We start from the raw sequence: 17,337 nt of genomic DNA on the forward strand, positions 1-17,337 counted from the left end.
TAGAAGGTGTTATGTTTGCCTATACATCCCATTGGGTATTCACATACGCTAACGCATGCATTAAATTACTTTTTTAAAAAAAGGAGTAATTTCAAAATGACAAAATCGAATCGGGGATTTTTCCCTCAAGGTGGCGGATTCCCGCCGCCTCGTCCACAATGGGGCTGGCAGCCTCAACCTTGGGGGTGGCAGCCACCTCGTCCACCATGGTGGGGCTGGGGGCCGCCGCCGCGTCCGCCATGGGGAGGACCGTGGGCTGGTCCAGGATCGGGTGGTCCATGGGGGCCTGGCGGACCAGGAGGACCTGGACAATGGCCAGGAGGACCTGGCGGAATGCCAGGAGGACCTGGCGGAATGCCAGGAGGACCTGGCGGAATGCCGGGAGGACCTGGCGGAATGCCGGGAGGACCTGGCGGAATGCCGCCAGGACCAAGGAGTAACCGAACTAAATAAAACAAATGAGGTTGTCCCTATGGGCAACCTCTTTCTGTTTGGTGTTATGAACTAAACCAGCGTCTCTTTCGCGAAAGCAATCCATTCCCTTGCGGCAAATGAAAGATAGCTGTCTTTTCGCCAAATCATAGCTAGATGCCAAGGAATACTTGGATTGGTCAGCGGGATGACCCGCAGACGCTCTTGATCAAGCTCGCGGCAGATCGCTTCGGGCAGCATTGCAATACCGAGGTTAGCGGCCACCATCTCGCTGATGAAATCCCACTGTGTGCTTTTGTACACGACATTGGGCTGGAAACCAAGCTTCTCGCATTCAGCAATAATTCGGTCATGAAGAGTGAATTCCTCATGGAACAACAGGAAGGGTTCATCTTTCAATTCATGCAGAGGAACGTCCTTGCGGTCTGCTAGTGGATGAGAAATCGGAACAATAAGCATCAAGCTTTGGCGAACGAAGCAGAAGTTGTCAAACCGTTCCTCATTTGCTGGCAGCAGAATAACTCCGATATCCAGCTCACCTGAGCCGACATCTGCCTCGACTTTCTTAGCCCCATGCTCAAACAGCTGCATCGTGATCTTCGGATATTTCTCTCTGAACAGCCCGATAATACGAGGGAAAAAACTGACGCCTACCATCGGAGGCAGGCCAATACGGATATGGCCAGCCTTCAGCTCCATTAATTCGGACAAGCTGGAGTTCATATTGCTGAACGACTGGACCATTTGCTGCGCTTGCGTCAACAGAATAGAGCCGGCATCGGTTAACGCAATTCTTTTCCCGGTACGCTCGAACAAGACGACGCCAAGCTCCTCTTCGAGGTTTTTGATCATTTTGCTAATGGTCGGCTGAGTGATGTAGAGGGATTGAGCTGCCTTCGTAAAGCTTTGCAGGCGGGCAACCTCAACAAAATATTGTAAATGTCGGATATCCATTCGTAAACTTCTCCTTATCCATAGATAAATGGAATGAAAAACATTCTGTAAATGTATTTTACCTATGATAATGGCTGCTGTACACTTCCATTAAAGGGAGTTGGCTGTTATGCGTTTCTTATCGAAAATCAGCATTCAAATTTTGTTCTTTATTGTATTCTCATGGATCATGAACCAGTTTGTCTTATGGCTTCACATTCCAGTCCCTGGAAGTATTCTAGGCATGATCCTGTTATTTGGGCTGCTGCAAATGAAGATTATTCCCCGCAAATATATAGAATCCGGCTCGGATTGGCTCATCGCTACAATGCTGCTCTTTTTTATCCCGCCAGCCGTTGGAATAATAGGGTACCGTCAGCTCATCCTTAATGAAGGTGTACAAATTGCTTTGGTTATTGGATTAGGGACAATCATCGTCATGCTGTGCAGCGGGTTGGTTGCTCAGCAGGTTGCCAAGCGGAAGGAGGGCTCGCGGTTATGATAATTGCAGCAGCAAGCCTTCTTATTACGATTATTGTGTATGTAGCTGCCAAAAGGATTTATAAGCAAAAAAACCATATGCTCTTATCACCAATTATACTTACRCCAGTCGTGCTGATCATACTGCTGACAGTCACGAGAACCAGTTATGATGATTATAATGCCGGTGCACATTGGCTGTCCGATATGTTAGGCCCGGCGACAATAGCTTTTGCTATTCCACTGTCGAAACATTATGATCTGATAAAGAAACATGCCGCTCAAATTATCGTGAGTGTATTATCGGGATCTGCGACGGCAGTTGCATCCTCCTTGTGGCTCGCAAAGGGATTAGGTCTCAATGAGAAAATAACATACAGCCTGATTCCTCATTCTGCCACAACACCGATTGCTATGAATGTATCGCAGTCGATTGGAGGTATTCCGACGATTACGGCTGTTGCGGTTATGATTACGGGCATTTTCGGCTCCTTAATTGGTCCGCCATTGATACGTTTGTTCCGGATCCGTAATGCTGTTGCACAAGGTGTGCTGCTTGGCACAAGTGCACATGGAGCGGGTACATCCAAGGCATTTGAGCTGGGGAGTATTTCCGGTACTGTATCCAGTGTGTCCATGATATTGGCAGCCGTTATAACGCTATTCTTGACGCCGCTTGTACTGGGGCATTAACGCTGCTATTGTAAACATCCGAGAGGGAGGGTTCGCGTGCAAAAATTATCTAAACAACAGACCGTTTTTCTTATTATATTTTTGGTTATGGTCTGGGGTATTAATTGGCCATTATCCAAATATGCGTTAGATTTTATGCCGCCTGTGTTGTTCTCGGGAGTCCGAACATTACTGGGTGGCTTACTTCTCCTAGTTGCGGCGATTCCAAGATACCGCCGTTTGCGATTTAAGGAAACATGGTTTATTTATGTCATATCTGCTATTGTCAATGTCGTATTGTACTACGGTCTGCAAACCATTGGTATTCAATATTTGCCTGCCGGATTGTTCTCGGCGATCGTATTCTTGCAGCCGGTTCTTGTAGGTATTTTCTCTTGGTTATGGCTCGGTGAGCTTATGAACGGGTTGAAGGTTACGGGCCTTGTACTGGGGTTTGCTGGTGTGGGGATTATATCCAGTGGAGCGAGCGGCGCATCCGGCCATATCTCGATTGCAGGTGTTCTGCTGGCACTTGGATCAGCGCTCAGCTGGGCGCTTGGCACCATTTATGTGAAGAAGTCCAGTGCTAAGGTAGACCATATATGGTTAGTTACTTTGCAGTTAATGATCGGCGGTTTATTCATGACGGGGCTTGGTTCTGTGACAGAAAGCTGGTCGGATGTGAAATGGAGCGGCGGGTTTATCGTCAGCCTGTTATTTATTTCGATCTTTGTTATTGCACTCGGCTGGCTGGTCTTCTACAAGCTGATGGATTCAGGTGAAGCGAGCAAGGTAGCTTCTTATACATTTCTGATTCCTCTTGTGGCAATCTTGATCGGAACGATATTCCTTCATGAACCGTTTACCTTTACCCTTTTGATCGGGCTTGTATTCGTGCTTTTCAGTATTTACATGGTGAATCGACCACGCCCTCTGCAAAGTTCCTCTATATAGAACACCTAATAGAACACCTAACAAATAAAACCGCCACCCAGGCGGTTTTATTTGTTCATTTGGATAAATTGATGATCATGAATATCCAGCATTTCATAGGCTTTGCCGACCATATCCCGGTCCTTCTCGAATAGATGAGTCGCTTTATCGTATATCCCGCTGAATTTCGCTACATGATTTAATTGCTCAACCATAAACTCTGAATTGCATAGGACAATAACCTTCTTGCTGTAAGCTGTAAGCTCTTGCTGGAACTGTACAGCCCTCTCTGCAACCTCAGGTGAGTAGACAACAGGCTGGCCATCAGAAGTGATCATGCCGCGATGATCAACCAAAACATCGAGTTCATCTTTACCGAAAGCTGAACAAATTCCAAGGACGATGGAGGACATGTATTCAACATCCTGCTTGCCGGAAGCTAGTCCATTGACCTGGAAGGAGAGTAGTTTCTTGTCCGGATCAACCGTATATTGAACTCTATCTTTAAATGGGATTATAAATTCTTTAGGTTGATAGGCTTGAGTAAGAGAGAAGCGCTCAGTTGAGAACAGATAGGCTACTGTAATTTGGAGCGCGGCGGCTATTTTCTCAATGTTCACAATACTGACATTCCGCTCACCGCGTTCAACTCCGCTTATGTAACTCCGATCCAATCCTGCGCGATAGGCGAGATGCTCTTGCGACATGCCGCTCCGGGCCCGTAACTCTTTAATTCGTTGTCCAAACTCGAGGCGAATATCCATAACCAGGACCTCCAGAATCTAGTAGTCTATTTTGAGATTATCTGCTATGTGACTTAAAGTCAACAGACGTATAGGGAGAATCGAGATATCATAGAGTGAGGTTCATATGAAGTTCATAATCGTAGGAGGATTTTATGCCACTTATCCAAGTGCGAGAGATCTCGATTAACTATCAGATCTATAATGCCAATTCTAAGATGGAAACCATTGTATTTATACATGATTTGGGACATAACCAGGATATTTGGGAGCCAATCCTTCCTTTTATTCAGCAGCATTATCGGGTTGTTGTACTCGATCTGCGCGGACATGGCCGCACAGAGAGAGGTACAGAGCTGCTTAGCTGGGATTTATTTATACAAGATCTGTTCCAGTTCATTATCAAAGTAGAGCTGGGTGCTGTTCATCTGATGGGCCATGGCTTTGGTGCCACATTGGCGGTTAAGTTCAGCCTCCAGCATGCTGATCTGGTGAAAAGTCTTGTCTTACTTGCAGTTCCTGCCTTTTTGCCAAGGGAAACGGTCGATTCGGTCATCCAAAGCCGCAAGCAACTGACGAGTAATGGGGATATGCTTACACTTGCGGAAAGTATGGTGCAGGGGATTTCGAAGCTGCCACCAGACAGCTCATTATTTAAGAAGATGGTAACGGCCTATATGACAGTCCAGCCGGAGACGTATTTTGAAGCTCTTGAATTGTATGCAGGAGCCGGGACGAATGAGGATTTTGCCTCACTCTCTCATCCTACACTAGCCTTGGTTGGTGCCGATGATTCCATCTATTTATCGTCAACTGCTTTATCATCGCAGCTTCTGATGCATTCGTCTGTAATCGTTGTTCCTGAAGCAACGAATACGTTGTTTATCGATCAGCCTCAATTCGTATCTGATAAGGTCTATGATTTTATCCAGAATCCTTCAGAGGTACTGACGGATTACGCATCCTTTGAATGTCATGTAGCGAAGTATGTAATGCAATACTTTAATGATGCCTTTGAAAAGGTGTTAACGAAAAAGGCGGTACAGGTTTAACACCTGTATCGCCTTTTTTTATAGAACAGTCCCAGAAGCAGAGATGCTTCTGGGACTGATTATTATTTTATCCCTATTATTTTAACTATGCTTAACAATGTGCGACATCGTTAAGGAGAACCAGCGTAATAGCCTTAGACAATATAAGGAAGTATTTGACAAAATGGCGCATTCTGTTGTAAAAATATACTAATACAATTTTATACCAAATTGCGATGATGAAGAGAGTAAGCATAACGAATACTCCAGAGAGCTGATGGATGGTGCGAATCAGTGCAGGGATTATGCCGAAGTGGGCTTCTGAGCATCCAAACCGAAAGCTAGTCGAGTAGGCTTTGGCGAAAGTCTCGTCGTTACAAGAGACGCGTATTCAAACCGCTATTAGGTTTCGATACGTTAAAGTGAGTCCGAATCAACATTCGGGCTAATTAAGGTGGTATCACGGGGTTTCTCGTCCTTTTCAGGACGGGAGCCCCTTTTTTATTTAGATCGAGGAGGGATAGGATAACGTGAGCGACAAGATCGTATTAACAGGAATTAAACCAACAGGGCAAGTCCATGTAGGAAACTACATTGCCGCAATCAAGCCTGCTTTGCAGATTGCCCAGAATAGCGATTGTACCGCTTTATATTTTGTAGCGGACTATCATGGACTTACGTTCATTCAAGAGAGTGAGCAATTTAATGAATTATCATACGGGATTGCCGCGACATGGCTGGCATTAGGTCTGAATCCGGAGAAAGTTATTTTTTATAGACAGTCGGATGTGCCGGAAATCTTCGAGCTTAGCTGGATCCTATCCTGCCTTGCACCAAAAGGACTGATGAATCGTGCTCATGCCTATAAAGCTGTCGTTGATAAAAACGAACAACTGGGACTCGATATGGACACTGGCGTTAATTTGGGGTTGTTCACGTATCCGATTTTGATGGCGGCGGATATTTTGCTCTTCCAAACCGATGTAGTGCCGGTCGGCAAGGATCAGATCCAACATGTAGAGATCGCGCGAGATCTTGCAGAAGCTTTTAACAGAAATTATGGAGACACTCTTAAATTACCTAACTATATCGTTGATGATCAAACAGCGGTTATCCCAGGATTGGACGGCCGGAAAATGAGCAAAAGCTACAACAATACAATCCCGCTGTTCGAATCGGCCGCGAATCTGAAGAAATTGATCAGCAGAATCAAAACAGATTCAACCGCTCCACACGAGCCTAAAGATCCTGATTCGTCGAATATTTTCTTGTTGTACAAAGAGTTTGCATTAGCGGCTCAAGTAGAAGAGTTAAGAGACAAATTCCATAGCGGTATCAGTTGGGGAGATGCCAAGCAAGAATTGTACCAGGTCATGAACGCGTACTTGGAGCAGCCGCGGGAAAAGTACCATAAGCTAATGGCTTCTCGAAATGAGATTGACGAGATACTGAGTGCAGGAGCCAAGAAGGCAAGAGCGATGGCTCAGCCATTGCTGGAGCGGGTTAAACTAAGGATTGGGCGGTATAGATAAAAATATGGTTAAATCTCGCTTCTGTATCGGGCGATTATTAAGCAGCAGTGAGGATAAAGCTTCTAATATAGAAAGTGCCTCCTATTCGAGAGGCACTTTTTTTATCTGTAAAATAGAATTGAGGTGAGAGAAGCAACATTTTATTTCGTTATATAGAGTGTTAGTTTTACATATAAAGGAGGACCGTAATTGAGATCGAATGAGGATAACTTTATCCAGCGGCTGCAGCGTAAAAAAGAAGATGCACTAGAATTCATTATTGATAAATACTTACCGCTTATAAAAGGGGTAACCTATAAAGTTCTTTCCCCTTTGGATAACGATGGAATGATAGAGGAATGTATCAACGATATTTTTCTTTCTATATGGAATAATTCGAGTAAATTTGATGGAGACTCCACTGATTTTAAAAAATGGATTTGTGCGGTTGCTAAGTTTAAAGCTATCGATTACTACAGACGGGCCAGTAAGAAAGTGGAGTTTACCTCAACGGATGTGGAGCTCCAGCATGGGATGTCGGCAGAAGATGAACTTATTGTGAGCGAAAATAAAAAAGAGCTTATCCAACTCATTAATTTGTTAGAGCCGCTTGATCGGAATATCTTTGTTATGAAATTTTTTCTGGGTTTAAAGACGGACGATATATCCAGCAAACTTGGTCTGACCAGAGCCTCGATAGACAATCGAATCTATAGAGGGAAGAAGAAACTTTATAACAAGGTAAATCCTGGAGGTCAATTATGATGAAGGATATCTATGAATTAATAAATGACATGGACATAGATGAGAACGAATTTGTGGAAATGGAAGTTAGTGAGTTAGAACGGACTAAAGTTAAAAGAGCAGTGATGTCCTCCATCCACCCAAGAAAAAGACGATGGACAAGGAATGCTGCGGCAGCTCTCCTCTTAGCCGGTTTATCAACTGCCTTGCTTGGGATGACGTTCCCCGCTTACGCTAACAGCATCCCTGTAATCGATAATATTTTCAGATTTTTGGATATGGGAAGATCGGGGCTATTTGATCACTATAAAGAGTATTCCAGTCCAATGGACATAGCAGAAGAAAATAACGGCATTAAAATCACTATAAATGATGCGGTATTTGACGGCGAAACCGTATTTTTAACTTATTCTTTAGAGAGTAATCAGGATTTAGGGGCTCATCCTGTTGTGCACAGTTTATTGGATATGAAGGGTGCAGATGGTGTAGCGGGCAGCAACCAAATTTCTAAAGTTGGAAATAACAAATACGTAGGCTTAATGACGGGAACCAGCTTTAGTCACGATAAGAATCGAGAAATCGCAAATATCAAATGGAATATTGAAAATATATGGAAGCAGGACAGTAAAGAGAAAATAACAGGGAATTGGAATTTTGCTCTGAAGCTAAAGGCAACCGAAAGCAGCACACAACAGATTGACCGCAGTGTTGAGCATGACGGGGTTACCATTCATCTTGATAAAATAACGGTTACACCAATGTCTTTTATTATTTATTACAATCAAGTGGTTAACCAGAAGGTGAGAATGAAATGGGATGCCGTAGATATTGGAATAAAAGTGAAAGATGATTTAGGGAATTATTATTCAGGTCAAGGTAATGGAGGCGCAGGGGATAAAGAGGGATATGATATGAGCTGGAGTAAAACATTTGAGAAATTAGATCCTAAAGCAACGAAGCTTATTATTACTCCTCAGCTTTCTTTATATAATCATACCTCTGATAATCATGGTTCAGTGGAAATGACGAGAGAAGGATCTGATGAGGAGAGTACGGTACAACAGGGAAAAGATAAGGAACAAGAAGAGGTTATACTAGAAGATATCATTGTTGAATGAAAGAAGTGATAAAATAAACAAGCAATCAGATGAGCCGCTGGGCTATATCAGATTGCTTGTTTATTAATACAACCGATTCTTATACCCATCGTCAAGCCTTGCAGCAACCACTTCGGGTGTTGCTCCGTCAATCTTCGCATGCTCGGAAATGATCTTAGCTGGAGAAGGAAGCTGCTCTTTGCCTAACCATGTTTCGGGCTTCCAGAGCTGTGAGCGGAAGAAGGCTTTGGCGCAGTGCAAATAACATTCTTCAACCTCAACAATAATTCCGATTAGAGGAATTCGTTCTTTTACGGCCATCTGCTTCAGGAGCTCCATATCTTTCGTAATAGATGCACGGCCATTTATTCGAAGTGTCTCACCAAGACCAGGGATCAAAAACTCCATACCGATATGAGGATTAGACAAAATATTGCGTAAGGTATCGATTCTTTTGTTGCCTGGACGTTCCGGGATTACGAGATGATTGTCATCCAGGACATGTACAAATCCGGGGGCATCCCCTCTAGGCGAGACATCACATTTACCATGAGAATCAGACGTTGAAAGGATTACAAAAGGGGATTTGTTGATAAAGTCCCGGCAGTTATGATCAATTGCAGGAATAACCTTATGCTCCACCAGTTCGCTTGGAAAACCAATAAGTGATCGAAGTTCAGCTTCCGTACTAATCATTTGGCTTTTATCTATTCCGATCAAAAGCGGCCACCCTTTCTTTATGCAAATAGTATTAGATAATTTTACCATATAGAGAGCACGAGGATACAGTCAAACATTGTCAAAATGTACGTTGCAAAGTTTATTCTGCCTGCTTGGATGGCGATAATGGAAAGAAAGGCATTGCGAAGCAACGAAAAGTTGTTAAATTTAAAAGTTTAATGACCAAATAGTCAAGTCTGATGATGAATTGTGTGTTACTATAAAGAACTGAAGGATAAATTACATTGGGTTGTCAACGGCGCAAGTTAAGGATAACGTTGTAATATCCGGTAATTATAAAAGTGAAATATTCAAAGAACGGATGGGATCATTTGAGTCAACGTGGATTTAACAATGAATTGCCTGAGAATTATGATGAATTAAAAGCAGCAGCTAATCGATCTAATTGGAGAGAACGTCTGGATGCAGTCGAAGAACTGGGCCAGTCGAGCCATCCGAAAATCATCGATGTACTAACGCATAGATTGAATAACGATTCCGTGTACACCGTTCAAGAAGCTGCTTATCGTAAGCTCAAGGCATTTGGTGAGGATGTTCAGCTGCCAGCACAAAAAAAAGGCGATCCGATTAAAGGAACCGCAAAAATTCTGGTTCGTATTAAGAAAAGCTTGCCAGAAGGTCATTCCTACGAAGAGTTTAAAGAAAAGCTAAGAAAAATGAGACTTGATGTGTATGATGCCTATGATGGTGTCAAGGGTGCAGACTTTGATAGCTGGCTGGAATCGACTTGGACATCTTTATCCAAAAGATAGGTTAAACGAAAAGGAGTGTTTATTTGAGAAAACAAAAACCGATGTCTATGGAAGACCTGTTGAAGGATCTTCAAGGACAAAAAAACCTGCAGGAAGACCCGAACAATATTTCATTAGACAAATTGTTTAATGGATCGTTTATGAGAAAGTATTCGAGTTTCGATAGTTTTGCGGAGTTTCTGGAAAAAGGTAACTTCCAAGCTACGACGCAAGCTGAAATCAATAACATCCATGAGGAATTGTTTGATCGTCATGTGGCAAGAGAAACGAAATTTAACAGCTGGAAATCGATGCTGGATACAGCAAATTCGGAATACAAGCCTGTTAATTAAGCAGCCATTCAAGAATCAAAGGATCGAAGAGCCCATCGCTTTTCGATCCTTTTTATGTTCCGAAAATCATCCCTCTTAAAACCGAATATTAGGGATAGTTCATTTCATGACACTCTTCTACTATGGAATTAAGCGTTTACAACCGGAAGGGGTATTTGGAATGAACGAAAATAGGCTGTCGACGAGAACCTGGCAGGATTCCCTGCAAGCTTATCGCCCAATGGAACCAATCAAGCCACGGACGGATGAAGATATTGCGGTGCAAGTAGGCAAGCTGCTTGGACAGCTGACAATAGATCAGAAAATTGGATCTTGAACCAGGCGAGACGAAGGAAGTAAGCTTCCAGATTACAGAAGAAGACTTGAAGTATCATGATAAGCAGCTTCGTTATTGTGCGGAGGAGGGGAGTTCACTGTATTTATCGGTGGTAACTCCAAGGAAGTGCAAGGCGCGCTGTTTGAATTAATCGAATAGGAATAGATTAGGTCATGCCGATCCATCAGGATCGGCTCTTTTTATTTGGACCAATAAGTGAATTATGACCGCTGTCCCTCCGTTCGGCTTCGGAACTGCCGAGGCGTACAGCCGTAACGCTGGCGGAACACGGTATTGAAATAACTAAGGCTGTTAAACCCTACATCAAGGGCAACCTCCATAATTTTTGCATCGGACTGCCGCAGGCGATTGGCTGCCAGCTGAACGCGGTAGTTATTCATGTATTCGATTGGACTTTTTGTTGTTATCCGTTTGAAAAATCGGCAAAAATAAGATTCGCTCATTCGCGCAAGCTCAGCAAGCTTCTGTAAGGGGATAGGATCGGCGTAATGCTGCTCGATATATTCGATTACAGTCTTGAGTCTTTCAATCCGATACCCTTCCTGCTCAGGCTTTGCCCGGGCAGCCGTTCCTCCGAGGTTAATCAGCTTAGAGATAATACCGTACAGCAATCCTTTAATCATTAGCTCTGGAGCCGCCAGGCTCATGCGATTAACTTCAAACAATTGATCCAACATATTCAACAATTCTTGCATGTCTCCAGGCTCCTGCTGCAGATGAGCAGGTACATCATATCTTCTCTCCAATACAGGAGAAATATAACGGTCGAATAAATAATCAATTGATCCGCTGTTGAACAAGCTGGAATGAAACACCACAGCAGAGAAGGAGCATGGCTGATCGCCAACAACATTCCCTGAATGCAGTTCCCCTGAATTTACGAAGATCGCTTCGCCGGCTTGAAGCTCGTAATCATTCATATCGACGCGAAATACAGCCGTTCCTTCCGTCACCATCAGAAGCTCAAGTTCATCATGCCAATGCAGGTCAAGCAGTGGTGCATCCGGTGGGCAAGTAATGTCATACAAGCTTACTGGATAGATCGGATTGCCATGTTTTCGCGCTTCTTTTAGTCTTGATTTATCCATTTATAAGAACTCCTAACGATTCGGATGACAAATGTCAAAATCGTGATAATAATGGGCAATATTTAGGCAGAGTTAAACAAGATAAGACAATATTATTATAACATAACCGCTTACAAGGTACGAGAAGCTACTAAGTGGGGAAAAATGCTTACGAAGTATGAATTGCTTCACAATTCATTTTAGGAGGTTCAATTCAATGAAATTTACAGATGGTTATTGGCAAATTCGCGAAGGCGTAGAGATGCAGCATCCGGTAGATGTACGTGAAGTGAAAGAAAAGAACGGCAAGCTGACAGCTTACTGTGCAACGAAGCCGATTAATATTAAAGGGGATACGCTGAACGGCACCCTGCTGACAGCAGAGATCAGCTCTCCAATTCCAGACGTTATCAAAGTACGCTGGATCCATCATGCGGGCGTTAAACAAATTGGCCCAGAGTTTGAAATTAACGAAGATGCTAACCATAACGTTACTGTCGAAAGTGACGAGCAGTACACAACCTTGACTAGCGGCGGCCTGCAGGCTCGCATTCGCAAATCGCCATCATGGGGCCTGGAGTTCCACCAGAATGGCCGCAAGATGACAGGCACAGCGCATAAAGCCGCTGCTTATGTGAAAGACGAAGGAAAAGCTTACTTCCGCGAAATGCTTGATCTTGGTGTAGGCGAGCAAGTATACGGACTTGGCGAGCGCTTCACCCCGTTCATCAAGAACGGTCAAGTTGTAGACTCCTGGAATGAGGATGGCGGTACAAGCTCTGAGCAAGCTTACAAAAACGTACCATTCTATCTGTCCAGCGCAGGCTATGGCGTATTCGTTAACCATCCGGAACGCGTATCGTTTGAGGTTGGTTCTGAAGTGGTATCGAAGGTTGGCTTCAGCGTACCGGGCGAACATCTGGAATACTTCATCGTTGGCGGTAAAACATTGAAGGACGTTCTTGACAACTACACGAAGCTGACTGGTAAGCCAGCATTGCCGCCAGCATGGTCGTTTGGTCTTTGGCTGACTACGTCCTTCACAACGGATTACGATGAAGCGACAGTTAACAGCTTTATCGAAGGAATGGCAGAGCGTAATATTCCGCTTCATGTCTTCCACTTCGACTGCTTCTGGATGAAAGAATATGAATGGTGTAACTTCGAGTGGGATGCAGATATGTTCCCGGATCCAGTGGGCATGCTTCGCCGCTTGAAAGAGCGCGGACTTCGTATTTGTGTATGGATCAACTCCTATATCGCTCAGAAATCGCCATTGTTCCAAGAAGGTATGGAGAACGGCTACCTCGTTCGCACGAAAGACGGAAGCGTATGGCAATGGGATAAATGGCAAGCGGGCATGGGCCTTGTTGACTTCACGAACCCGGATGCCGTGAAATGGTTCAAAGGCCATCTGAAACGTCTGATGGACATGGGCGTTGATTGCTTCAAAACAGACTTCGGCGAGCGGATTCCAACGGATGTTGTTTACTTCGACGGCTCTGATCCAATGAAGATGCACAACTACTACACACAGTTGTATAACAAAGCGGTATTTGAAGTGCTTGAGGAAAACCGTGGTAAAAGTGAAGCAATGCTGTTTGCACGTTCGGCTACTGCCGGCGGTCAACAATACCCCGTTCACTGGGGCGGCGATTGCTCTGCGAACTATGACTCGATGGCGGAATCCCTTCGCGGCGGTCTGTCGCTTGGTCTCTCCGGCTTCGGCTTCTGGAGCCATGATATTAGCGGCTTCGAACGGACAGCACCACCAGACATCTACAAACGTTGGGTTGCCTTTGGTATGCTCAGCTCGCATAGCCGTCTGCACGGCAATGAATCGTACCGTGTACCTTGGCTGTTCGACGAAGAGTCCGTTGATGTGCTTCGTTACTTCACCGAGCTTAAGAGCAGCTTGATGCCATACCTGTTCAATCATGCGGTAGAAGCAACGGAGAAAGGTCTGCCAATGATGCGTGCGATGGTTCTGGAGTTCCCTGAAGACCCAACTACTCATTATTTGGACCGTCAATACATGCTGGGTGAAAACCTGCTTGTTGCTCCAATCTTCAATACTGAAGGTACGGTTAAATACTATGTACCAGCAGGCAAATGGACAAGCTTGATCGATGGCACTACAGTTGAAGGCGGCAAATGGGTAGAAGAGCATCACGGTTACAGCTCGATTCCATTGCTTGTTCGTCCAAACACGCTTCTTGCGATTGGCAGTGACAACCAAAAGCCTGACTACGACTATGCAGATAACGTTACGCTGCACCTGTTCGAGCTCGAAGACGGTGCAACAGCTACTGCTGTTATCCATGATCTGAGCGGTAAGCCGCAAGCAACTGCTTCGGCTGTTCGTACAGGCAGCACAATCGTGATCAGCTATGAAGGAACAGGCAAGCCATGGCATGCTGTTCTGCGTGGTATCGAGCAAGCAGCTTCTGTTGAAGGCGCAGGCACACAAACAAGCCAAGAAGGCTTGAAGCTTACGCCTCACGGACAAAAGATTACTGTTAACCTGTAATTGAATCACGACCAGCCGCTTACTCAATCGAGTAAGCGGCTGTTTGCGAATTTGCTTTATTTGTATAAAAAAAGCCCGGAAGGCTTAAGGCTCACGCCTTTCACACTTCCGGACTCCTTATTATTTACCGAAGCGGAACCAGCCTAGCTTGGTTTCACCTTCGCCTTGTACAGCCAGATACACGCTGTGGTGACCGGCCGTTTGCTCAATGGAGCAGGTTGCCGATTGCCAATTCGCAGTCCCAGCTTGCAACGTGCAGCTGCCAGCTAATGGACCATCTGGCGTATCCAATCTAATCTCAATTGTTGCACCGCTAACTGCCTGCGCTCTTACTTCGAAGAAGCAGACTTCTTCGCCAAACACGGCATCATCGTAACGAAGCCATGCGCCGGACGCTGTTGTTGCAGCACTGTCTCCGCCTTCTGTGTTGTCGCTGACGATAACGTTGGAATAGTCATCATAGTTTACGACAGCAGTTACTTGGCATAGATCACGAGGTGGGATCGTTTCGCCAGCAACACTTAATGTTCCTTCCAAGCGGATATCGCCGGAGGATGCACCAACGAGGAACGCATAATTGCCTTGCTCGACGCACATTTTGTTTCGTGTTACGTCCCAGAATGCCAGCTCGGAACGGTCCAGCTCGAAGCGGACTTCAGTTGATTGACCAGCAGCCAAAGCCAATCTCTCGAACGATTGCAGCTGTCTGAGCGGACGTTTAACACGTGAATCAAGCGCTCTCGTATAAAGCTGGACAACCTCTTCGCCGTCAACATCGCTGACATTCGCTACACGGAAGTTTACCGTTACCGAATCAGCAGACTGTTCAAGGTTAAGAGCTTCATATTGAAAGCGGCTGTATGACAAGCCGTGACCAAATGGATAAAGTGGTTTGCCTGCAAAATACTGATAAGTGCGCTCGCTTTTAATAATATCATAGTCCATAAATTCGCCAAGCTGATTGGTTGACTCATACCAGGTCATGTTTACTCGTCCTGCAGGATTGTAGTCGCCGAATAAGACATCTGCTAGTGCGCGGCCAAGCTCTTGACCTGCGTGTGACATATAGAGGATTGCTGGAATGTTCTGTTGAATCCAAGGTATCGCAAATGGATAGCTGCCAACAATAACAACAACCGTATTTGGATTCACAGTATGCACTTCACGAATCAATTTTTCTTGGTAAGCAGCAAGCGTTAAGTCAGGACGGTCAATGGTTTCTTTGCCGTTAATGAGCGGGTGGTTACCGACAACAACGACAGCAACCTCTGCTTGACGGGCAGCTTCTACAGCTTCCTGAAGGCCGTCGGTTTCTTTTACAACTGCGAAGGGTTCGGCAATAATAGCATCGCCGTCTTGCACTTCAAGAGCGCCGGTCTCCGCGTTAACCGTAACAGGGCGGTTATTCCATGTAGTGAAGGTTACGACATTCTCATCTTGCTGCGGACGAACGTGGAACACTTCTTTCGTGAACCACTCCCAAATATGCTCAGAGGATGCAGTGACCTGCTCATCATCCGTTGATAAATAGAGCTTATTATTCTCTGCGACGATCGTATGGCTGTCCCAACCCCAATCTGTTGTCTCGAACACTTCTGCTGAGTCAGATGCTTGTGAATTTGCGGCAAGTGGGTTTTTCTCACCATCTGTGAGCGTAACGTAACGGCCGTTTTTGAGCGATTTCAGCTTAACCCGATTACTTGCGGCAGCAAGGCTTACGGTTTGCTCAGGACCATTCATTTTGGCTTTAATGCCTTCAAATGGTGTAATCGCATATGGCATCAAGCCGCTATACCAGTCGCGGTATACAATACCGGCAAGCGGGCCGATAACTGCAACCTTGGACAATTTATCCGAATGCAGGGGCAAGATGCCGTCATTTTTAAGCAGCACGATGCTTTTACGAACAGAATCTAGTGCAAGCTCGGCATGCTCAGGCTTCATAATTGCGGAATCATCAATCGCCGCATAAGGGTTACGGGATGCAGGATCAAATTCGCCAAGGCGGAACCGGACACGGAACGTATTGCGAAGGGCGATATCCAGGTCGTTCTCCGTTAACATGCCATCTGCAAGGGCTTCACGGATAGCTTGCTTCGAGATCGGATGATCATCGGTAATACTGTCTACACCAGCTTTAATGGTCAGGGCTACAGCTTCCTTATACGTATCCACGTATTTATGATCATTCACTGTGCCAAGTACATCGCCCGCATCACTGACAACAAAACCGTTCATGCCCCATTCCCGCTTGACGATCGTATTTACGTCAGTATTAAGGTTGGCAGGGACACCATTCACAGAGTTGTAAGCTGTCATCATCGACAGTGCTCCACCTTCTTTGAATGGAATTTCGAAGGCTTTTAAATAGTATTCATGCTTGTTGCGTGGATCCAGGCTGACGGAGCATTCTCCGCGGTTAATCTCGTTGTTGTTGCCGATAAAATGCTTAAGCGAAGCGACTGCTTTCACATAGAAAGGATGGTCACCTTGAATACCTTGAGTGATTGCAGCTGACAGCTTGCCAGTCAGATGTGGGTCCTCACCGTAAGCCTCTTCGGTACGGCCCCAGCGTGGGTCACGTTCCATATCGACAGTAGGCGCCCATAAGGTCAGACCGTTATGCGAAGGATTCTGGTGATAGAAGCCGCGTGCTTCATCGCCGATCACGCTGCCGATTTGTTTCAATAAATCTTTGTCCCATGTACAAGCAAGACCAATTGGCTGTGGGAACGTAGTTGCTTCGCCAAGCCATGCCATACCATGTGCAGCTTCGGTTCCATGCTTGTATGCTTTGACGCCAAGATGAGTGATCTCGTCCTGGTACTGACACATTAGATTGATTTTTTCCTCGAGTGTAAATCGGTTAACCAAATCATTAACACGCTGCTCAAGTGGCAGGTCGGGGTTTTGGAATGGATAATTCTGGGTCATAAAAAAGGTCAGCTCCTTTAAATTGTAAGGGGTTTCAACGATTCTAACATGTGGGAGTTCCAGTTCAT

The 17,337-nt window shown here is 45.1% G+C and carries 18 protein-coding genes and 1 other annotated feature; of the genes, 13 read left to right on the forward strand and 5 right to left on the reverse strand.

Annotated features, from left to right (window positions below):
* Window positions 1–96: 96 nt before the first annotated feature.
* A complete protein-coding gene (locus tag AB4Y93_RS04990) occupies window positions 97–453 on the forward strand; it encodes a hypothetical protein (protein ID WP_441889597.1) in 357 nt (118 codons plus the stop codon).
* A gap of 51 nt (window positions 454–504) precedes the next feature.
* Here the strand turns inward: AB4Y93_RS04990 and cidR are convergent, their stop codons facing one another.
* Window positions 505–1,386, reverse strand: coding sequence for a cidABC operon transcriptional activator CidR (cidR, locus tag AB4Y93_RS04995; protein WP_441889599.1), 882 nt, complete (start codon window positions 1,384–1,386; stop codon window positions 505–507).
* 109 nt (window positions 1,387–1,495) lie between these two features.
* Between cidR and AB4Y93_RS05000 the strand changes: the two genes are divergently transcribed.
* Genes AB4Y93_RS05000 through AB4Y93_RS05010 form a run of 3 tightly spaced genes read left to right on the forward strand, consistent with a single transcriptional unit; the run spans window position 1,496 to window position 3,471 of the window.
* Window positions 1,496–1,867 carry a CidA/LrgA family protein gene (locus AB4Y93_RS05000; RefSeq protein ID WP_441889601.1) on the forward strand — a complete coding sequence of 124 codons (372 nt, stop codon included), beginning with the start codon at window positions 1,496–1,498 and terminating at the stop codon, window positions 1,865–1,867.
* The gene (locus AB4Y93_RS05005) at window positions 1,864–2,538 is read left to right on the forward strand and encodes an LrgB family protein (protein ID WP_441889603.1); all 675 of its coding nucleotides are present in this window, start codon (window positions 1,864–1,866) and stop codon (window positions 2,536–2,538) included. The genes AB4Y93_RS05000 and AB4Y93_RS05005 overlap by 4 nt, the downstream gene beginning before the upstream one ends.
* 36 nt (window positions 2,539–2,574) lie before the next feature.
* Window positions 2,575–3,471, forward strand: coding sequence for a DMT family transporter (locus AB4Y93_RS05010; protein ID WP_441889605.1), 897 nt, complete (start codon window positions 2,575–2,577; stop codon window positions 3,469–3,471).
* A 47-nt stretch (window positions 3,472–3,518) separates the two neighbouring features.
* Here AB4Y93_RS05010 and AB4Y93_RS05015 read toward each other — a convergent pair whose 3' ends face one another.
* On the reverse strand, window positions 3,519–4,214 hold the full coding sequence (locus tag AB4Y93_RS05015; protein WP_441889607.1) for a helix-turn-helix domain-containing protein: 696 nt from the start codon (window positions 4,212–4,214) through the stop codon (window positions 3,519–3,521).
* A 134-nt stretch (window positions 4,215–4,348) separates the two neighbouring features.
* Between AB4Y93_RS05015 and AB4Y93_RS05020 the strand changes: the two genes are divergently transcribed.
* The 4 genes from AB4Y93_RS05020 (at window position 4,349) to AB4Y93_RS05035 (ending at window position 8,597) form a co-directional block, all read left to right on the forward strand.
* Window positions 4,349–5,245 (forward strand): alpha/beta fold hydrolase, encoded by an 897-nt coding sequence (locus AB4Y93_RS05020; RefSeq protein WP_441889609.1) that lies wholly within the window; start codon window positions 4,349–4,351, stop codon window positions 5,243–5,245.
* 206 nt (window positions 5,246–5,451) lie between these two features.
* Window positions 5,452–5,707, forward strand: a binding site (T-box leader).
* A 47-nt stretch (window positions 5,708–5,754) separates the two neighbouring features.
* Window positions 5,755–6,756 carry a tryptophan--tRNA ligase gene (locus tag AB4Y93_RS05025; RefSeq protein WP_441889611.1) on the forward strand — a complete coding sequence of 334 codons (1,002 nt, stop codon included), beginning with the start codon at window positions 5,755–5,757 and terminating at the stop codon, window positions 6,754–6,756.
* A 189-nt stretch (window positions 6,757–6,945) separates the two neighbouring features.
* A complete protein-coding gene (locus tag AB4Y93_RS05030) occupies window positions 6,946–7,500 on the forward strand; it encodes a sigma-70 family RNA polymerase sigma factor (protein WP_441889613.1) in 555 nt (184 codons plus the stop codon).
* Entirely contained in the window at window positions 7,497–8,597 is a 1,101-nt protein-coding gene (locus tag AB4Y93_RS05035) for a DUF4179 domain-containing protein (protein WP_441889615.1), read from the forward strand. The genes AB4Y93_RS05030 and AB4Y93_RS05035 overlap by 4 nt, the downstream gene beginning before the upstream one ends.
* 63 nt (window positions 8,598–8,660) lie before the next feature.
* Here AB4Y93_RS05035 and AB4Y93_RS05040 read toward each other — a convergent pair whose 3' ends face one another.
* On the reverse strand, window positions 8,661–9,272 hold the full coding sequence (locus tag AB4Y93_RS05040; RefSeq protein WP_441890501.1) for a pyridoxamine 5'-phosphate oxidase family protein: 612 nt from the start codon (window positions 9,270–9,272) through the stop codon (window positions 8,661–8,663).
* Between the two features lie 356 nt (window positions 9,273–9,628).
* Between AB4Y93_RS05040 and AB4Y93_RS05045 the strand changes: the two genes are divergently transcribed.
* The 4 genes from AB4Y93_RS05045 to AB4Y93_RS05060 all read left to right on the forward strand — a co-directional run bounded on the left by AB4Y93_RS05045 (window position 9,629) and on the right by AB4Y93_RS05060 (window position 10,868).
* Window positions 9,629–10,069 (forward strand): HEAT repeat domain-containing protein, encoded by a 441-nt coding sequence (locus AB4Y93_RS05045; protein ID WP_441889617.1) that lies wholly within the window; start codon window positions 9,629–9,631, stop codon window positions 10,067–10,069.
* A 41-nt stretch (window positions 10,070–10,110) separates the two neighbouring features.
* The gene (locus tag AB4Y93_RS05050; RefSeq protein WP_441890503.1) at window positions 10,111–10,401 is read left to right on the forward strand and encodes a hypothetical protein; all 291 of its coding nucleotides are present in this window, start codon (window positions 10,111–10,113) and stop codon (window positions 10,399–10,401) included.
* 160 nt (window positions 10,402–10,561) lie between these two features.
* The gene (locus AB4Y93_RS05055; protein WP_441889619.1) at window positions 10,562–10,717 is read left to right on the forward strand and encodes a hypothetical protein; all 156 of its coding nucleotides are present in this window, start codon (window positions 10,562–10,564) and stop codon (window positions 10,715–10,717) included.
* Window positions 10,707–10,868 (forward strand): fibronectin type III-like domain-contianing protein, encoded by a 162-nt coding sequence (locus AB4Y93_RS05060; protein WP_441889621.1) that lies wholly within the window; start codon window positions 10,707–10,709, stop codon window positions 10,866–10,868. The genes AB4Y93_RS05055 and AB4Y93_RS05060 overlap by 11 nt, the downstream gene beginning before the upstream one ends.
* A 70-nt stretch (window positions 10,869–10,938) precedes the next feature.
* Here the strand turns inward: AB4Y93_RS05060 and AB4Y93_RS05065 are convergent, their stop codons facing one another.
* The gene (locus tag AB4Y93_RS05065) at window positions 10,939–11,826 is read right to left on the reverse strand and encodes a helix-turn-helix domain-containing protein (protein WP_441889623.1); all 888 of its coding nucleotides are present in this window, start codon (window positions 11,824–11,826) and stop codon (window positions 10,939–10,941) included.
* Window positions 11,827–12,022: 196 nt separating this feature from the next.
* On the opposite strand from AB4Y93_RS05065, the gene yicI reads away from it, so the two are divergent.
* Window positions 12,023–14,335 carry an alpha-xylosidase gene (yicI, locus tag AB4Y93_RS05070; RefSeq protein WP_441889625.1) on the forward strand — a complete coding sequence of 771 codons (2,313 nt, stop codon included), beginning with the start codon at window positions 12,023–12,025 and terminating at the stop codon, window positions 14,333–14,335.
* A 120-nt stretch (window positions 14,336–14,455) separates the two neighbouring features.
* On the opposite strand, the gene AB4Y93_RS05075 is transcribed toward yicI, so the two are convergent.
* Complete coding sequence (locus AB4Y93_RS05075; RefSeq protein ID WP_441889627.1) at window positions 14,456–17,269, reverse strand: glycoside hydrolase family 3 C-terminal domain-containing protein; 2,814 nt, start codon at window positions 17,267–17,269, stop codon at window positions 14,456–14,458.
* Window positions 17,270–17,337: the final 68 nt, after the last annotated feature.

It is taken from the genome of Paenibacillus sp. YAF4_2 (assembly GCF_052113225.1).
Classification (GTDB): domain Bacteria; phylum Bacillota; class Bacilli; order Paenibacillales; family Paenibacillaceae; genus Pristimantibacillus.